Consider the following 15,462-nt stretch of genomic DNA (forward strand, 5'->3'; position numbering starts at 1 on the left):
ACAGATGACTCTGCACAAAGGCGCATCACCATCCGACCGCAAGCAGACCGGGCACCCGGTCAACCCCTTCTACGGCGAGGCCGACCCGGTCGCCGGAATGGAGACCGCCCCGCCCCGGCACACCCTGCCCGACGGCCCGCTCGCCCCGCACGCCGCCTATCAGTTCGTGCACGACGAGCTGATGCTGGACGGCAACTCCCGGCTGAACCTGGCGACGTTCGTCACGACCTGGATGGAGCCGCAGGCCGGGGTCCTGATGGCGGAGTGCCGGGACAAGAACATGATCGACAAGGACGAGTACCCGCGCACCGCCGAACTGGAGAAGCGGTGCGTGGCGATGCTCGCCGACCTGTGGCACGCCCCCGACCCGTCGTCCGCCGTCGGCTGCTCCACCACCGGGTCGAGCGAGGCCTGCATGCTCGCCGGGATGTCCTTCAAACGGCGCTGGATGCAGCGCAACCAGGACCGCTATCCGGGCAGCGCCCGGCCCAACCTGGTGATGGGCGCCAATGTCCAGGTCTGCTGGGAGAAGTTCTGCAACTTCTGGGAGGTCGAGGCGCGCACGGTCCCGATGGAGGGCGACCGCTTCCATCTGGACGCGGCCTCGGCCGCCGAGCAGTGCGACGAGAACACCATCGGCGTCGTGGCGATCCTCGGCTCGACCTTCGACGGATCGTACGAGCCGGTGGCCGACATCTGCGCGGCGCTCGACGAGGTCCAGAAGAAGCGGGGCTGGGACATCCCGGTCCATGTGGACGGCGCCTCCGGCGCCATGATCGCGCCCTTCCTCGACCCGGAGCTGATGTGGGACTTCCGGCTGCCCCGGGTCGCCTCCATCAACACCTCGGGGCACAAATACGGGCTGGTCTACCCGGGCGTCGGCTGGGCGCTGTGGCGCGACACGGAGGCGCTGCCCGAGGAGCTGGTCTTCCGGGTCAACTACCTGGGCGGCGACATGCCGACCTTCGCCCTCAACTTCTCCCGGCCCGGCGCCCAGGTCGCCGCGCAGTACTACACCTTTCTGCGGCTCGGCCGGGCCGGTTTCCGCGCCGTACAGCAGGCGACCCGCGACGTGGCCGGCTCGATGGCCGAACGGATCGGCGCACTGGGCGACTTCAGGCTGCTCACCCGGGGCGACCAGCTGCCGGTCTTCGCCTTCACCACCGCGGACGACGTCACCGCGTTCGACGTCTTCGACGTGTCCCGGCGGATGCGGGAACGCGGCTGGCTGCTGCCCGCCTACACCTTCCCCCCGAACCGCGAGGACCTGTCCGTCCTGCGGGTGGTCTGCCGCAACGGCTTCTCCATGGACCTCGCCGATCTGTTCCTCGCGGACCTGGAGCAGCTGCTGACCGAACTCCGCCAGCAGTCCGGCCCGATGCAGCGCCCGGAGAGCGTCGCCACGGCCTTCCACCACTGACGGACATGCGGCCGAAACGGCCGCCGGCGGGCCCCGCCGCCCGCCCGGCGGAGCGGGGCATGCCGGACGCGGTCAGCGAGCCTCCGTGGCGGCGCCGCCGTCGCCTGCGCCGTCCCCCGCCTCCTCCGCGTCCGTCGTCGCGTACGGATTCTCCTGCCCCTCCGCCAGCACGCCCACGAACGGCTCCCCCTCGCCGGCGAAGACATACGCCCCGCCCTCGATCCGCTCGATCAGCCCCTGGGTCCACGCGGCGCCGCTGTCCGCGGCGTGCACCCACATATGCATGATCTCGCCGATGTGCCCGAGCTGTGCGGTCCCGCCCTCGGGGGTGTAGTAGCCGGTGACCGTGCCACGCCATTCCCGCAGCGCCCGCACCCGCTCCTTGAGCAGCGCCACCGCCTCGGCCCGCGGCAGATCGACGACGAAGCCGATGCCCGCGCTGAGCATGTCGATCTTCTGGTCGTACTGGGAGAGCGCGGCACGCAGCAGCGCGAAGTACTCCGTCTCGCCCGCCGCCGTCAGCTCGTACTCGGTACGCGGCGGGCCGCCGACGGTGCTGGGCGCGATGTCATGCGCACGCAGCAGCCCTTGCTTGGCCATCTGCTTGAGCGCGTGGTAGATCGAGCCGGGTTTGGCGTTGGACCACTCATGGGCGCCCCAGTACTCCAGGTCGTTGCGCACCTGGTAGCCGTGCGCCCGGCCGTGCTGCCGCACGGCGCCCAGTACCAACAGCCGGATCGCCGACATCGTCTCCTCAATCCCTCGCGCGCCCCTTCCGCCAGCCTAAGGGCGCGCGCGGACCCCGCCCGCTACCCCTCCCGGGCGGCGCGCTCCTCGTCCACCAGCTCGAAGGCCGTCTTACCGTCGAGGGACTCGCGGAGGATGTCGGCGTGGCCGGCGTGCCGGGCCGTCTCCTCGATCAGGTGCAGCATCAGCCAGCGCATGGACTGCCGGGCCTCCGGCGGGAACCACGGCGCCTCGGGCAGCGGGAAGGTGTCGTTCAGGCTGGGCACGGAGCGGATGAACTCCTCCGTCCGCTTCGCCACCCGCTCCCAGAACGCCAGCACCTCGGCCAGGGTCTCGCCCTCGGCCAGCTGGAAGCTCAGGTGCCAGGTGTCCTGGGTCCGCTCGATGGAGTGCGGCAGTTCCTGCGCGGTCTCGACCCAGCCCTGCTCGGTCTCCGCGACATGCTTGACCAGTCCGGCCAGCGACAGCTCACTGGCGCTCGGCCGCTGCGTCGCCCGGTCGTCGGTCAGCCCCAGGACCGCCCGGCGCAGCCCGCCGCGCTGGGCCTCCAGGAAGGCCAGCAGCGCGCCGGTCTCGTCGCCGTGGGCCTCGGCAAGAACGTGAGTGGGCATGGGATCCACCTTTCGTGACGTCCCCCGGCGGCCGGCCCGTCGCCGTCCGCCTTCCGACAGCACTCAACGTAGGAGCCCTTGCGGTCAGCTTCTGTCCGCAACGCGCCACGGGTCGTCCCCGATCCCTCGGGAGGGGCCACACACCTCAGAACGGGAACTGCGACCGCCCGTGCTGGATGGAGATCCACTTGGTCGTGGTGAAGGCCTCCACCATCGCGTCGCCGTTCAGCCGCCCCACCCCGGAGCTCTTCTCGCCGCCGAAGGGCACGATCGGCTCGTCGTGCACGGTGGCGTCGTTGACGTGGAACATCCCGGTGTCGATGCGCTTGGCGAACCGCACCCCGCGCTCGATGTCACCGGTGTGCACGGCGCCGCTGAGTCCGAACGAGGTCGCGTTGGTCAGCCGCACCGCCTCCTCGTCACCGTCGAACGGCACCAGCAGCACGACGGGCCCGAAGATCTCCTGCCGCAGCAGCGGGGAGTCCTCCGGCAGCCCGCTCAGCACGCTCGGGGCGACCAGCGTGCCCCGGGTCTCGCCGTGGAGGAGCGCCGTGGCGCCGTCCTCGACCGCCCGGTCCACCAGCGCGGAGATCGCCTCGGCCTGGCCCTCGTTGATCAGCGGGCCGATATGGGTCTGCGGGTCGGTGGGGTCCCCCACCTTGAGCGAGGCGACCTTGGCGACGAACTTCTCGGTGAATTCCCGCTCCACGGCGCGGTCCACCAGCACCCGGTTCGCGGCCATACAGACCTGGCCCTGGTGGACGAAGCGGCTGAAGACGGCGGCGTCCACCGCGTAGTCGATATCGGCGTCGTCGAGGACGACCAGGGCGCTGTTGCCGCCCAGCTCCAGCACCGTGTGCTTGAAGTTGGCGGCGGCGACCGTCGCGACATGCCGGCCGACCTTCTCGGAGCCGGTGAAGGAGATGGTCTTGGGCACCGGGTGCTCTATCAGCGCATCACCGATCTCCGCGATGTCCGTGACGACGACGTTCAGCAGCCCGGCCGGCAGCCCGGCCTCCTCGAAGATCTTGGCGACCAGACCGCCGCCGCAGACCGGGGTGTTCTGGTGCGGCTTGAGGACGACGGCGTTGCCGAGCGCGAGGGCCGGCGCGACGGACTTGAGCGACAGCAGGAAGGGGAAGTTGAAGGGGCTGATGACGCCGACGACCCCGACCGGCAGCCGGTAGAGGCGGTTCTCCTTGCCGTCGATGGGCGAGGGCAGGATGCGGCCCTCGGCACGCAGCGCCAGCTGTATGGCCTCGCGCAGGAACTCCTTGGCCAGATGGAGCTCGAAGCCCACCTTGGCGAGCGTCCCGCCGACCTCCGCGGCGATCGTCTCGCCCAGCTCCGCCGCACGGTCGTCGATGATCCGCAGCGCGCGCTCGAAGACCAGCCGCCGGGTGTACGGATTGGTGGCGCCCCACTCCCGCTGCGCGCGTTCGGCGGCACGGTAGGCCTGGTCGATCTCCGCTACCGTGGCGACGGGTATGGAGGTCAGTTTCTCGCCGTTGTACGGATTGAAATCGACGATGTCCCACGAGCCGCTGCCGGACCGCCACTCACCGTCGATGAACTGATACGCCAACTCGTCGAAGTAGGACATGCCATCCCGATCTGGAGAACAGGGCGCTCAGGGCGCCGCATTGGGGGGTGCTGACTCCTGATGGTGCGCCATCCTACCGACGCGTCACATGAGTTGGAGCAGCCCGCGCAAGAGGTCCCTGGTCTCCGCGGGATTCGGGCCCTCTTCCTGAAGGCGGTCCATCACCCGTGCGTACTGGGCGACTTCCTCGGGCTTGTCCACATACAGCGCGCTCGTCAGCTGCTCCAGATAGACGACGTCCGGCAGACCCGACTCCTGGAAGCCGAGCATGGTGAACGCCCCGCTCTCCCCCGCGTGCCCGCCCAGACTGAACGGCATCACCTGGAGCCGCACATTCGGCCGCTCGGACACCTCGATCAGATGCTTCACCTGCTCGCGCATCACCGCGCGTTCGCCGTACGGGCGCCGTAGCGCGGCCTCGTCCAGCACACAGTGGAACTGCGCCGACCGCTCGGCCACCAGCAGCTTCTGCCGCTCCATGCGCAGCGCGACACGTCTCTCTATCTCCGCGGTCCCGGCGTCCGGCATGCCACGTCTGACGACGGCCTGCGCATAGCTCTCGGTCTGCAACAGCCCGTGGACGAACTGGACTTCATAGACCCGGAGCAGGGACGTGGCGCCTTCCAGACCCACATACGTCTGGAACCACCCGGGGAGCACATCGCTGTAACTGTGCCACCAGCCGGCGACATTCGCCTCCCGCGCCAGGGAGAGCAGCGCCTCGCGCTCCTGGGCGTCACCGACCCCGTACAGGGTGAGCAGATCCTCCACATCCCGTGCCTTGAAGCTCACGCGGCCCAACTCCATGCGGCTGATCTTCGATTCGGACGCACGGATCGAGTAGCCGGCCGCCTCGCGGGTTATCCCACGCGATTCACGCAGCCGGCGGAGCTGCGACCCGAGCAGGATTCGCCGCACCACCGACCCGCTCGACTCACTTGCGGACACCTCTCAGACCCTCCTGTGACCCCACCCCGTCCAACAGAGGGCCGCAAGTCTGCCACGTTCGGGCTTCGTTGAGTGCTCATCCGGTTACGGATACGTGAGGCCCCCGCAAGCCCTCCACAAGAAGTGGTAGGAAGAATTCCGTGCAAATCGGTGCACGTCCCCGCAATCACGTCACGTGCACGTGCATCTGCCCTTGCATCTGTCTCGCGCATTGGGAACCATAGGCGTCGCACGCATGCACGCTCGTGAAAGATCCGCCAGACCCGGCTGCCCGGCCAGGGTCATGACGTCCGCGAACGCCAGGAGTGCCTCGCATGGGGACCAAGGTTTTGACCATGCTCGAGCCGTTATGGCAGGGCTTTCCTCCCGTCGACCCCCTGGCCGTCTCCGGATCCGCATCCCGCACGCTCCCACCGCGCTATGAATCGGTGCGCTGCGCACGGGCGTTCACTCGCGAGACCTTGCAGGGCTGGGAGCTGGACGAACTCTTCGACTCGGTCGCCCTGGTCGTCTCCGAACTCGTCACGAATGCTCTGCGGCACGCGATCCTCGCCGCCCCGGAGCACACCGACGCCACCCCGCCCGCCCGGCTGCATCTGATGCGCTGGTCCTCCCGGCTGGTCTGCGCCGTACGGGACCCGAGCGATGACTCGCCGGTCGCCGGTGAGGCGGATTTCGCCGCGGAATCCGGGCGTGGGCTGTATCTCGTGGACTCCTTCAGCGACAGCTGGGGCTGGCATCCGCTGGCCGGCGCCACCCACGGCAAGATCGTCTGGGCGCTCTTCCGGCTGCCGTAGCCGTGTCGTACGCCGGGCGCACCGCGATCCGCGGGCGCCCGGTTTCCCTGTGCGGGCGCCGCACCGCTTACGGGCGCGCGCTCTCCGCCGGCCGCCCGGCCCCGTCGGGGGGCTCAGTCCCGGACGAGATGGTCGAACTCGCCGTCCTTGATGCCGAGCAGCATCGCCCGCACCTCGGCCGGCGTGTAGATGAGCGCCGGGCCGTCCGGGAAACGGGAGTTGCGCACCGCGATGTCACCCCCGGGCAGCTTGGCGAACTCCACGCAGGAGCCCTGGGAGTTGCTGTGCCTGCTCTTCTGCCATGCCACATCACGGAGATCTGTGGCGGCCATGCCGTTGTATGCGTGGGGCACAGGGGTCTCCCGGTGATAAATGGTGTCAACTGCCCGGGATCATAGCTGCGTTCACATGCGGATGCATGCGCAGATGCACGTGCACGACACCCGGTACTGAGGCCGTCACAGCTCGTCGAACGCTGTCACCGAGCCCTCACGGAGGGTCAGCCACCGGCCGCCGCCCCTGACGCGATACGCCGTCACCTGGTACGGATCGACGGGCCGACGCTCTCAGCCACAAGGACGAGACGTGTGCCACGCCCTCCGGGTTCCGCCCTCGGGCCCTCCGTCCGCTCGGCACGAGAGCCCTCCCCCTGCGCACACCCCCGCACAAACGAAGGAGCTTCCCTACGCACCGGACGTAGGGAAGCTCCTGCCCGTCACCGGACGGCGGCCGTCACCGCGACGCGTAGGGGAGCAGCGCCATCTCCCGCGCGTTCTTGATCGCACGGGCCAGCTGCCGCTGCTGCTGTGCGGTGACGTGGGTGACCCGGCGGCTGCGGATCTTGCCGCGGTCCGAGATGAACTTCCGCAGAAGATCGGTGTCCTTGTAGTCGACGTAGGTGATGCCCGCCGCGTCCAGCGGGTTGCGGCGGGGCTTGGACGGGCGGCGCGGGTCGTGCCGTCGGGGCATGGGAGAGCTTCCTTGTACGTGCTGAGGGGGCCGGTTCCGTGCGTACGGTCACGGCCCGTCTTACGAAACGGGGTCGAGGAGGGCGTCGAAGGCGGGCGGCAGGCTCTTCCAGGCCGGCGGGCCGCCGGCGAACTCGGCGTCGGTGAGCAGACAGGAGTCCAGCAGGGACCGCAGGTTCTCGCGGTCCAGGCCCGGCGAGGTGAAGACCAGATGCTGGGTGCGGTCGCCGTGCTCGGGGTGCCAGTCCAGCGCGGCGGCGGCCCGGCGGGCCGGCGGCACCATCTCCCAGGCGGCGTCCGGCAGCGCGGCCAGCCACGGCCCGGCGTTCTCCACACAGAGCGCGCCGCCGGCCGCGTCCCAGGACAGCAGGGTGTCCGGGCGGTCGGCCAGCCAGAACCGGCCCCGGCTGCGCGCGGCCGCACAGGTCAGATCTTCCAGCGCGGCATAGAGCCGCTCCGGGTGGAAGGGCCGGGACCGCCGCCAGACGAGCGTGCCGACGCCCTCCGCGTCGGCCTCCTGCGGCAGCAGCGCACAGGCCGGGTGCTGGCGGTCCGCGGCCGCGGCCACATCGAACCCGGCCGTCGCGGCGGCCGCCAACTCACCTGATTCCACGGATACCTGGTGTGCCATCGGGTGCAGCTGGCCGAGCAGCGCCAGGTCGGCCGGTTCCGCCGGCTCCTCCCCCGTCGCGATCGCCAGTACCGGCGCGTACTCCAGCTGCCGCGCCCAGGTGTCGGCGACCGTGCGCTGGTCGGAGGCCGCGGCGGCCAGGCCCGCCTCCGCGAGGTCGTCGCCGCAGCCGAGGTAGGGCAGCAGCAGGGCCGGGTCGACGGCGGTGAGCACACCCGTCAGCGCGAGGTTCTCGCTGCCGCAGGCGGTGACCACTTCGGCCATCGCCTTGGGCTCGACCGAGTCCCACAGCTCGACGACCGCCAGCCGGCAGGTCCGGCCGGCGGCCAGCCGCTCCAGCTCGGGCACCAGGTCCTCGCGCAGCGCACAGCAGGCGCAGTCATTGACCAGCGGAGCCTCACCGGTGTCGAGCGTGCCACCCGCGTCACGGACGGTGCGCCGCACGGTGCCGTCGGCGGCCGAGGCGAGGTCGTGGTGGAGGGCGACACTGCCGGGGACGCTCCGCAGCAGCCGCTCGACGGCGGCCCGCCGCGCGTCCGCGTGCAGGCCGCCCACCAGCACGACGTCGAGCCGCTCCATCAGCGGGTCCCGCGGTTGCCGTACCGGCGCTCGAACCGCTCGACGCGGCCCGCGGTGTCCAGCACCCGCGCGGTGCCCGTGTAGAAGGGGTGGCTCGCCGAGGAGATCTCGACGTCGATGACGGGATAGGTCCCGCCGTCCTCCCACTCCACGGTCTTCTCACTGGTGGCGGTCGAGCGGGTCAGGAAGGCGAAGCCACCGGCCCGGTCGCGGAAGACGACCGGCCCGTAGGCGGGGTGGATTCCAGGCTTCACGGTGCTCAGCGCTCCTCTCGGAAAGCGACGTGCCGGCCGGCCACCGGGTCGTACTTGCGCAGTTCCAGGCGGTCGGGGTCGTTACGGCGGTTCTTGCGGGTCACGTAGGTGTAGCCGGTGCCGGCGGTGGACCGGAGCTTGACGACCGGGCGTAGTTCGTTGCGGGCCATGGGGTTAGTATACGGAAATGGTTTCCATTTTCAATAGGCTCTCATCAGGGCCGACGACCGAAGGGATCGCACCGTGTCCGCCCACTGCCAGCTGACCGGCCGCTCGCCGGGATTCGGCAAAGCCGTCTCCCACTCGCACCGCCGCACCCCCCGCCGCTTCGACCCGAACATCCAGCGCAAGCGCTACTGGCTGGAGAGCGAGGGCCGGCACATCCGGCTCACGCTGAGCGCCAAGGGCATCAAGACCGTGGACACGATCGGGATCGAGGCGGCCGTCGCCCGCATCCGCGCACGAGGAGGAAAGGTCTGATGGCGAAGCAGAGCAAGATCGCCAAGAACGAGAAGCGCCGCGCGACGGTCGCCCGCTACGCGGCCCGGCGCGCCGTCCTCAAGGCCGTCATCCGCAGCCCGCACACGCCGGAGGAGGAGCGCACCGCCGCCCGGCGCGAACTGTCCCGCCAGCCGCGGGACGCCAGCGCCACCCGGGTACGCAACCGCGACAGCGTCGACGGCCGCCCGCGCGGCTACTTCCGCGCCTTCGGCCTGTCCCGCGTACGGCTGCGCGAGCAGGCCCACGCGGGCTATCTGCCGGGCGTCCGCAAGTCCAGCTGGTAAGCCGCGCCACCGGCCGTCCGGCCCGGGACATCCCCTGGACCGGACGGCCGGACCCTTCGGGTAATACTGGACAGAACGTCCGTCGCCCCCGACGAAAGCGAGGCGCCCGTGCTCCGCAACGCCTTCGAACCCTGGCACCTGATCCTGATCCTCGCGGTCCTGGTGCTGCTCTTCGGCTCGAAGAAGCTGCCCGACATGGCGCGCGGCCTGGGGCGCTCGATGCGCATCCTGAAGTCCGAGGCGCGGGCCCTCAAGGACGACGAGCGGCCCGAGACGCCCCGTACGGCCGAGGCGCCCCGCCAGGAGGCCGCGACACCCCGCCAGGAATCCGCCGCCCGGCACTGACCCGGAGGGGCTGTCCCCTCAGTGGTCGCCGCCCTCGTCGATCAGCCGTCGCACCTCGCGGTCGATCAGCCCCAGCCGGGCCTCGGCGACCAGCGGCACCGCGCGGCGCTGCCGCCGCGCCTCGGCGAGATCGATCTCCACGGCGACCAGCGCGGGCTCCCACTTGGGCGCCTGCGCCACCACGGCACCCCGCGGGTCCACCACCCGCGAGCCGCCCCAGAACGCCGCCCCGTGCTCATTGCCCACCCGGTTCACGAAGACCACCCAGCACTGGAGCATCTTCGCCGTATAGGACAGCAGGGTGTCCCAGTACAGACCGGTGTCCATCGCCTCCGGGTCCAGGCTCGCCGCGCTGTTGGTCGGCACGAACAGCACCTCGGCGCCGTCCTGCACCGCCAGCCACGGCAGCGCCGGCTGCCAGGCGTCATTGCACACCAGCGTGGCCCCCCGGCCGCCGCCCCTGGCCCGCTTCAGCTCGTACGCCCGCAGCGACTGCCCCGGGCTGACGTGCTTACGCTCCTCCCAGGCCAGGTAGTTGGGGAGGTACAGCTTGCGGTGTGCGTGCACCAGCTCACCGGCCGCGTAGTGGGCCGCGGTGTTGTACGCCCGCAGACTGGTGTGCTCATGGAAGCCGACCAGCACATCGGGGCCGCGGGTGCTGAGCTCCAGCAGCCGGGGGTCGTTCGCCTCCAGGGACTCATCGCGCCGGAGCGCGCCCAAGTGATAGCCGTGCAGGCTGAGTTCGGGAAAGACGACCAGGTCCGCGCCCTGCGCCGCCGCCTGCTCGATCTGCTCGCGGGCGATATCGAGGTTCTCCTCCACGTCACCCAGCACACAGTCGGTCTGCGCCAGCGCAATGAGCATGGCCCCACCTCATCGACTCATCACATTTGCGGCCTTCACCCCAATTTTGCCAGAGGCCGGAGGCTGCGGCACGGCCCCGCGGAGCATCCGGTTCCGCCCCGCTTCAAACACCCGGAAGACGGGTCCCCACCAATGAGCGAAAGAACGATCCTTCCCGTACCGGACACGGGCTTCAGCCGTTGATCCGCACGACGTCGTACCCCGCAGGGACGCTTCCAGCCGCAGCTCCCCGGCGACCGCGGTACGACGGTCCACGGTCGAGTCGTCCGGCGATGCCGACGGCCGGCCCGACCGGGCGGCCCCGGCCGAGCGGCCCGCCGGACCCGCTCGGCCGGCCGCCGACCCCCGGTAACCGCCCGGCGCCCGCCCGCTCATCTGCGGCGCGTACGGCCCCGGCGCAACAGCAGCGCCCCGCCCACCAGCAGTCCGCCACCGGTCGCGGCCAGCGCGGCCAGCTCATCCGCCCCGGTGGCCGCCAGCAGCGCGGAGCCCGCTGACGCCCCGGCCCGCGCCACCGCGTCCACCCGCGGCCGCTGCGCCTCCTGCGCGGGCTGCGGGGCGGGCCGGGCGTGCCTGGGGGCGCGCCCGGGGGTGTGCTCCACCGGCGCCGGGGCCGGGCGCTCGGCCCGCTCCGGGACCGGCCGCCGTACCGGCTCGGGGCGCCGTTCCGGCCCCGGCCCCGTCCAATGCACTCCCGGCGCCTGCTCCGCTCCCGGTGGCCGCTGAGCCACCGGCGGATGCGGTCCGGGCTGCTGCCGCACGGCCGGCGCGGGCGGCGCACCGTTCCCGCACGCATTGCCCATGGCCGGGTTGAGCGCCGCACCCGCGTCCACCGAGTTGCCACACGCATTGACCGGGGTGTCCACGGTCACCTGGATGCTGTTCCCGGACAGCACCCCGGGAGAGTTTCTCGCTCCTCCCCCGGCTCCGGCATCCGCGTACGCCGCGCTGCCGCTCGCACCGAGCACGCCCGACGCCGCCGCTGCCACGAACGCGCATGTCTTCAGGCTCTGTCGCATCTGTCATCCCTCCTCTGCGGTCCCGGCGTACGGGCCGCGCCCGCACCCCGCGCCGCTCACACGGCCGGGCGGCCGGCAGCGCGAACGCGGCGCCGACCGCCCGGAGACGCAAGCGGTGATACGGCCGAGGCCGTTGGCCGTCAGTGGTTGCCGATACCGTTGCCCGAGAGGATCGGGATGCTGTCGAGGATGTGCGACAGCGGATCGTCGCCCTTTGCCTGCACCGAGTTCTCGGTGCACTGCTGGTTCTGTGCGCTGGACAGCACATTGATGTCCTGCAGCGCGATCGGCACCGCTCCGGGAATGACCTGCGCGACCACCTTGCCCACAGCGAGGCAGGGCTTGTTCAGCGAGCCCTGGATGAGCCCGAGCTGGGTGCTCAGCTTTCCGTGCGTGGCGGAGTTGCCGAACACGCTCCTCGTCCCGTTGCCGTTGACCGTGCTGGTGCCCTCTTGGTCACCGATCGCCATCGCCTGCGGAGCGGCCGTAGCGGAAATCCCGATCAGCGACGCCGCCACAGCCGCGCCCGCGATCATCTTGTTCATCACGAAACCCTTCAGGAGAAGGAACTCCCGGCACGGGAGCCCTATTTGAACAACCCGCTATACCGGCTTGAGTTCCGCATCGTCACCCGAATAGCTGGCACCGGGTATGCAACGAGTGATGCCGGCTCTCCTTTGACATCGCTACAGCGCCCGCAATTCGCTTACCGACAATGCGATTTGTCACTCCGGGGCACAATTCCCTGCCGTGTTTCCCTCGGCACGGCGCAGGGCCCGCGATACCGGTCAACGGATTCGCAGGCCCTGCTTCGATACGGACGGCATACCAATGCCCTGGCAGCCCCATCAAACTTGCCAGGGCATTGGCACGCTTCCCTCCACACATCATTCCCAACGATCCGGTGCGCCGAAATTCCGTCACGAGCGAATAACATTTCCGCTCCGATGGCGGCCGGACAGCGGAAACCCGGGCCGCCCGCAAGGAGGAGGACGGGGCGGCCCGGGACGCGCTCAGCCGGTCAGTGGTTGTGGGCGCCGTTGCCCGAGAGGATCGGGATGTTGTCCAGAACGTGCGACAGCGGGTCGTCGCCCTTGGCCTGGGTGGAGTTTTCGGTGCACTGCTGGTTCTGCGACGACGACAGGAGGTTGATGTCCTGGAGCGCGATCGGAGCCGCCCCGGCGAGGAGCTGGAGCGGAACCTTGCCGATGGCGAGGCAGGGCTTGTTCAGCGAGCCCTGGATCAGGCCGATCTGCGGGCTCATGTAGCCGTACGTGGTCGAATTGCCGAAGTACTGCGCGGCACCGTTGCCGTTGACGGTTGACGTACCGTGCTGGTTACCGATCGCCATCGCCTCGGGGGCGGCAGCGGCGGCCACGCCAACGATGGACGCAGCCGCGGCGGCGGTCGCCAGAGCCTTCTTGATCATTTTGTTCCTTCGTGTTTCAGGATTCCATTGGGCCGGGCAGTCTGCCCAACTCATAAGGATGTTCTTGGTTGTTCTCATTCACTCAAACGGCTGCGTGCCCTGAACTGCGTTTTCCCGACCGGCTTCCGATCGCACCCGGCATTCGGAATGAGAAATGATCGAGGTGTACTGCGGCGCCAGGTCCGCGGCCCTCGCGACTACTTGAGCGGAAGCCCGCCGAGCAGCGAAGTCTTCTTCGTCGCCGCCCCGGTGACACCACGGAGCAGCTTCTTCGCATTAGTCGACCTGACCTTGCTCTCCGTGGCCTTGACCGTTTTGACCAGCGGCGTGATCTGGTGGCCGTCCAGCTGCTTGTTGCTCAGCACGTCGGCCAGCCCACCGTTGAGGCTCATGGACGGAGCGTCGGGCCGTGCGGCGAAAGCGGGGGTGGCGGCGGCCAGCGCCATGACGGAACCGGCGACAACCGCGGCAGACTTTGCGTACTTCACTTCAACTGTCCTTTCTCGGGCGGTGCTTCAACGGTTCGGCGACATCAGCGCCGCGCGAGCAGTCGATGCGCTGCTCGGCTCACCGCTTCAGCGTGACTAAGGAGTGCCTCCGCCCGGAGAAACCCTGAAGTGGTGTTCTTCTCGGTCAATCCGCCCGAAAATCCGGCTTGTTGTGCGTGTGCCCACCGGAGGCGAAGGGCGACCGGCCCCGGTTCGCAGTGGTCCGCGCACCGGGGCCGGGTCACATGGACACAGCTCGAATTTCTTCGAGTCAGTGGTTCAGGCAGGTGTTGCCGAACGCCGGGTTCAGCAGAGCGACGATGTTGATGGTGTTGCCGCAGAGGTTGATCGGGATGTGGATCGGCACCTGGATGGCGTTGCCGGAAAGCACACCCGGGGAGTTCTTGGCGCCACCCGCGGCACCCGCGTCGGCGAACGCAGGCGTTGCCGAGCCCACCGCCATGAGAGTTCCGGCAGTGATCGCTGCGACCTTTGCGTACTTCACTTTCAGCCCTTCCTTGCAGCGGGTCCGTAGCGAACACGACCGTCGTGTCGCTCGGGCGCTGAGCTGCTCGCCCGTAACACCGCTGACGATATTGGTAACGAGTTGCCCTCGGGGACGAAACTCTCGCCCGGAGGTTTTCGGAGGAATCGCCCGATGGGTGCAAGACCGCTTCGAGAGATTGCCACCATGCATACGACGAGGAAAAAACACCGGAGTTCAAACGGACGAGGCACCCGCCGAATACGGATTCCTACCGGTAGGGGGATCGAGAAATTCCGTCCCTACGGTTCCTGACGGGGTGCCGCAGGCGCCGAACCGCTCTGTAGGCGAGAGCCGGCGGTCCGGGCCTGCGGCCCATGGCCGGCTCAGTGGTTGCCGACGCCGTTCCCGGACAGGATCGGGATGTCGCTGAGGATGTGCGACAGCGGGTCGTCGCCCTTTGCCTGAGTCGAATTTTCGGTGCACTGCTGGTTCTGCGAGCTGGACAGCACATTGATGTCCTGCAGCGCGATCGGCACCGCACCGGGAATGACCTGCGCGACCACCTTGCCCACAGCGAGGCAGGGCTTGTTCAGCGAGCCCTGGATGAGCTCCAGCTGCGGGCTCATGCTGCCGTAGGTCGTGGAGTTGCCGAACGCGCTCTTGGCTCCGTTGCCGTTGACGGTCGACGTACCGTGGTGGTTCCCGATCGCCATCGCCTGGGGAGCGGCCGTCGCCGAGATTCCCACGACGGACGCGGCTACGGCCGTCGTGGCCAGGACCTTCTTGATCACGATTTACCCTTCTCGAAGCGGAGTGCCCGTATCCGGAGCGCACTGGTCAACTCGCTTCTGAGGGTGCGGTTTCGCCGTTTCACCCGAATGCCACGAAACCATAGATACATATCACTGCGGATGGCCAACATTGCGGCCCGCACCGGGCTTTGCACGGCAAAGGCCGGTACGAATTCTTCGTACCGGCCTTTGCCGTGGAGTGCGCCGGCTGAAAGCGGCCGGGCCTCAAGAGCTATACGTTCATCAGACGTTGAGGCAGGTGTTGCCGAACGCCGGGTTCAGCAGAGCAACGATGTTGAGGGTGTTACCGCAGACGTTGACCGGCACATCGACCGGGACCTGGATGAGGTTGCCGGAGAGCACACCAGGGGAGTTCTGGGCAACTCCCGCCGCGCCGGCGCCGCCGTATGCACTGGCCACACCGGCTCCGCCCACAACGGCGACGCCCGCCGCGGCGGACAGGACGGCGGCCTTGGAAACAAACTTCACGGTGAACCTCTTCACTTGGCAGCAAGCAGAAATCTGTACGCGCCGCTTAGAGCGACAAGCTGCTCAACTCATCAACCGTGCCGCAGGTAGCGGTTCAATCGGGTGAATGCGCGGGCCCAAGTCCGGGAGGGGTGGGCGGTATTGGCGAGGGGGATATTTCCGTGTCCGGTGACATCCCAACCGGACGCCGGACAAAGCAGATTGTCG

The 15,462-nt window shown here is 69.3% G+C and carries 22 protein-coding genes; 5 read left to right on the forward strand and 17 right to left on the reverse strand.

The genetic code is table 11. The features are described 5' to 3' along the window. Positions 1-4 precede the first annotated feature (4 nt). Positions 5-1,420, forward strand: coding sequence for a glutamate decarboxylase (gene gad, locus TU31_RS05870; RefSeq protein ID WP_042150353.1), 1,416 nt, complete (start codon positions 5-7; stop codon positions 1,418-1,420). Between the two features lie 72 nt (positions 1,421-1,492). Here the strand turns inward: gad and TU31_RS05875 are convergent, their stop codons facing one another. The 4 genes from TU31_RS05875 to TU31_RS05890 all read right to left on the reverse strand — a co-directional run bounded on the left by TU31_RS05875 (position 1,493) and on the right by TU31_RS05890 (position 5,329). Continuing rightward, positions 1,493-2,167: a PadR family transcriptional regulator gene (locus TU31_RS05875; protein ID WP_042150356.1), complete on the reverse strand. Its 675-nt coding sequence runs from the start codon at positions 2,165-2,167 to the stop codon at positions 1,493-1,495. Positions 2,168-2,229: 62 nt separating this feature from the next. Next, entirely contained in the window at positions 2,230-2,778 is a 549-nt protein-coding gene (locus TU31_RS05880) for a DinB family protein (protein WP_042150359.1), read from the reverse strand. A gap of 145 nt (positions 2,779-2,923) precedes the next feature. Then, positions 2,924-4,381 (reverse strand): aldehyde dehydrogenase family protein, encoded by a 1,458-nt coding sequence (locus TU31_RS05885; RefSeq protein ID WP_042150362.1) that lies wholly within the window; start codon positions 4,379-4,381, stop codon positions 2,924-2,926. A gap of 84 nt (positions 4,382-4,465) precedes the next feature. Next, entirely contained in the window at positions 4,466-5,329 is an 864-nt protein-coding gene (locus TU31_RS05890) for a Sco1979 family transcriptional regulator (RefSeq protein WP_078885574.1), read from the reverse strand. 314 nt (positions 5,330-5,643) lie between these two features. On the opposite strand from TU31_RS05890, the gene TU31_RS05895 reads away from it, so the two are divergent. Further along, a complete protein-coding gene (locus TU31_RS05895; protein ID WP_042150365.1) occupies positions 5,644-6,126 on the forward strand; it encodes an ATP-binding protein in 483 nt (160 codons plus the stop codon). 113 nt (positions 6,127-6,239) lie between these two features. On the opposite strand, the gene TU31_RS05900 is transcribed toward TU31_RS05895, so the two are convergent. From TU31_RS05900 to rpmG, 5 genes are all read right to left on the reverse strand, one after another. Next, complete coding sequence (locus TU31_RS05900; RefSeq protein WP_042150368.1) at positions 6,240-6,479, reverse strand: DUF397 domain-containing protein; 240 nt, start codon at positions 6,477-6,479, stop codon at positions 6,240-6,242. Positions 6,480-6,858: 379 nt separating this feature from the next. Beyond that, positions 6,859-7,095 carry a 30S ribosomal protein S18 gene (rpsR, locus tag TU31_RS05905; RefSeq protein WP_018090080.1) on the reverse strand — a complete coding sequence of 79 codons (237 nt, stop codon included), beginning with the start codon at positions 7,093-7,095 and terminating at the stop codon, positions 6,859-6,861. Between the two features lie 60 nt (positions 7,096-7,155). Continuing rightward, the gene (locus tag TU31_RS05910; RefSeq protein ID WP_042150372.1) at positions 7,156-8,304 is read right to left on the reverse strand and encodes a CobW family GTP-binding protein; all 1,149 of its coding nucleotides are present in this window, start codon (positions 8,302-8,304) and stop codon (positions 7,156-7,158) included. After that, positions 8,304-8,558, reverse strand: coding sequence for a type B 50S ribosomal protein L31 (locus TU31_RS05915; RefSeq protein WP_042150375.1), 255 nt, complete (start codon positions 8,556-8,558; stop codon positions 8,304-8,306). Before TU31_RS05915 ends, TU31_RS05910 begins: the two co-directional genes overlap by 1 nt. Before the next feature lie 5 nt (positions 8,559-8,563). After that, positions 8,564-8,728 carry a 50S ribosomal protein L33 gene (gene rpmG, locus TU31_RS05920; protein WP_006604069.1) on the reverse strand — a complete coding sequence of 55 codons (165 nt, stop codon included), beginning with the start codon at positions 8,726-8,728 and terminating at the stop codon, positions 8,564-8,566. A 73-nt stretch (positions 8,729-8,801) separates the two neighbouring features. On the opposite strand from rpmG, the gene rpmB reads away from it, so the two are divergent. The 3 genes from rpmB to tatA all read left to right on the forward strand — a co-directional run bounded on the left by rpmB (position 8,802) and on the right by tatA (position 9,688). After that, positions 8,802-9,038, forward strand: a complete 237-nt coding sequence (gene rpmB, locus TU31_RS05925; RefSeq protein ID WP_042150378.1) for a 50S ribosomal protein L28 — start codon at positions 8,802-8,804, stop codon at positions 9,036-9,038. After that, entirely contained in the window at positions 9,038-9,343 is a 306-nt protein-coding gene (gene rpsN, locus TU31_RS05930) for a 30S ribosomal protein S14 (RefSeq protein ID WP_030077087.1), read from the forward strand. The genes rpmB and rpsN overlap by 1 nt, the downstream gene beginning before the upstream one ends. Positions 9,344-9,451: 108 nt before the next feature. After that, positions 9,452-9,688 carry a Sec-independent protein translocase subunit TatA gene (gene tatA / locus TU31_RS05935; RefSeq protein ID WP_042150381.1) on the forward strand — a complete coding sequence of 79 codons (237 nt, stop codon included), beginning with the start codon at positions 9,452-9,454 and terminating at the stop codon, positions 9,686-9,688. 18 nt (positions 9,689-9,706) lie between these two features. Here the strand turns inward: tatA and TU31_RS05940 are convergent, their stop codons facing one another. The 8 genes from TU31_RS05940 to TU31_RS05975 all read right to left on the reverse strand — a co-directional run bounded on the left by TU31_RS05940 (position 9,707) and on the right by TU31_RS05975 (position 15,255). Continuing rightward, the gene (locus TU31_RS05940) at positions 9,707-10,552 is read right to left on the reverse strand and encodes a nitrilase-related carbon-nitrogen hydrolase (protein ID WP_042150384.1); all 846 of its coding nucleotides are present in this window, start codon (positions 10,550-10,552) and stop codon (positions 9,707-9,709) included. 371 nt (positions 10,553-10,923) lie between these two features. Continuing rightward, positions 10,924-11,571, reverse strand: a complete 648-nt coding sequence (locus TU31_RS05945; RefSeq protein ID WP_042150387.1) for a chaplin — start codon at positions 11,569-11,571, stop codon at positions 10,924-10,926. A 140-nt stretch (positions 11,572-11,711) separates the two neighbouring features. Next, positions 11,712-12,116 (reverse strand): rodlin, encoded by a 405-nt coding sequence (locus TU31_RS05950; RefSeq protein WP_042150389.1) that lies wholly within the window; start codon positions 12,114-12,116, stop codon positions 11,712-11,714. A gap of 476 nt (positions 12,117-12,592) precedes the next feature. After that, positions 12,593-13,000 (reverse strand): rodlin, encoded by a 408-nt coding sequence (locus TU31_RS05955; RefSeq protein WP_042150393.1) that lies wholly within the window; start codon positions 12,998-13,000, stop codon positions 12,593-12,595. Positions 13,001-13,197: 197 nt separating this feature from the next. Continuing rightward, entirely contained in the window at positions 13,198-13,488 is a 291-nt protein-coding gene (locus TU31_RS05960) for a hypothetical protein (protein ID WP_042150395.1), read from the reverse strand. 271 nt (positions 13,489-13,759) lie between these two features. Continuing rightward, a complete protein-coding gene (locus tag TU31_RS05965) occupies positions 13,760-13,993 on the reverse strand; it encodes a chaplin (protein ID WP_042150398.1) in 234 nt (77 codons plus the stop codon). A 365-nt stretch (positions 13,994-14,358) separates the two neighbouring features. Next, positions 14,359-14,766: a rodlin gene (locus TU31_RS05970; RefSeq protein WP_042150401.1), complete on the reverse strand. Its 408-nt coding sequence runs from the start codon at positions 14,764-14,766 to the stop codon at positions 14,359-14,361. Between the two features lie 243 nt (positions 14,767-15,009). After that, positions 15,010-15,255 carry a chaplin gene (locus TU31_RS05975; protein ID WP_042150406.1) on the reverse strand — a complete coding sequence of 82 codons (246 nt, stop codon included), beginning with the start codon at positions 15,253-15,255 and terminating at the stop codon, positions 15,010-15,012. Between the last annotated feature and the right edge of the window lie 207 nt (positions 15,256-15,462).

The sequence above is a fragment of the Streptomyces lydicamycinicus genome (genome assembly GCF_000829715.2).
GTDB lineage: Bacteria > Actinomycetota > Actinomycetes > Streptomycetales > Streptomycetaceae > Streptomyces > Streptomyces lydicamycinicus.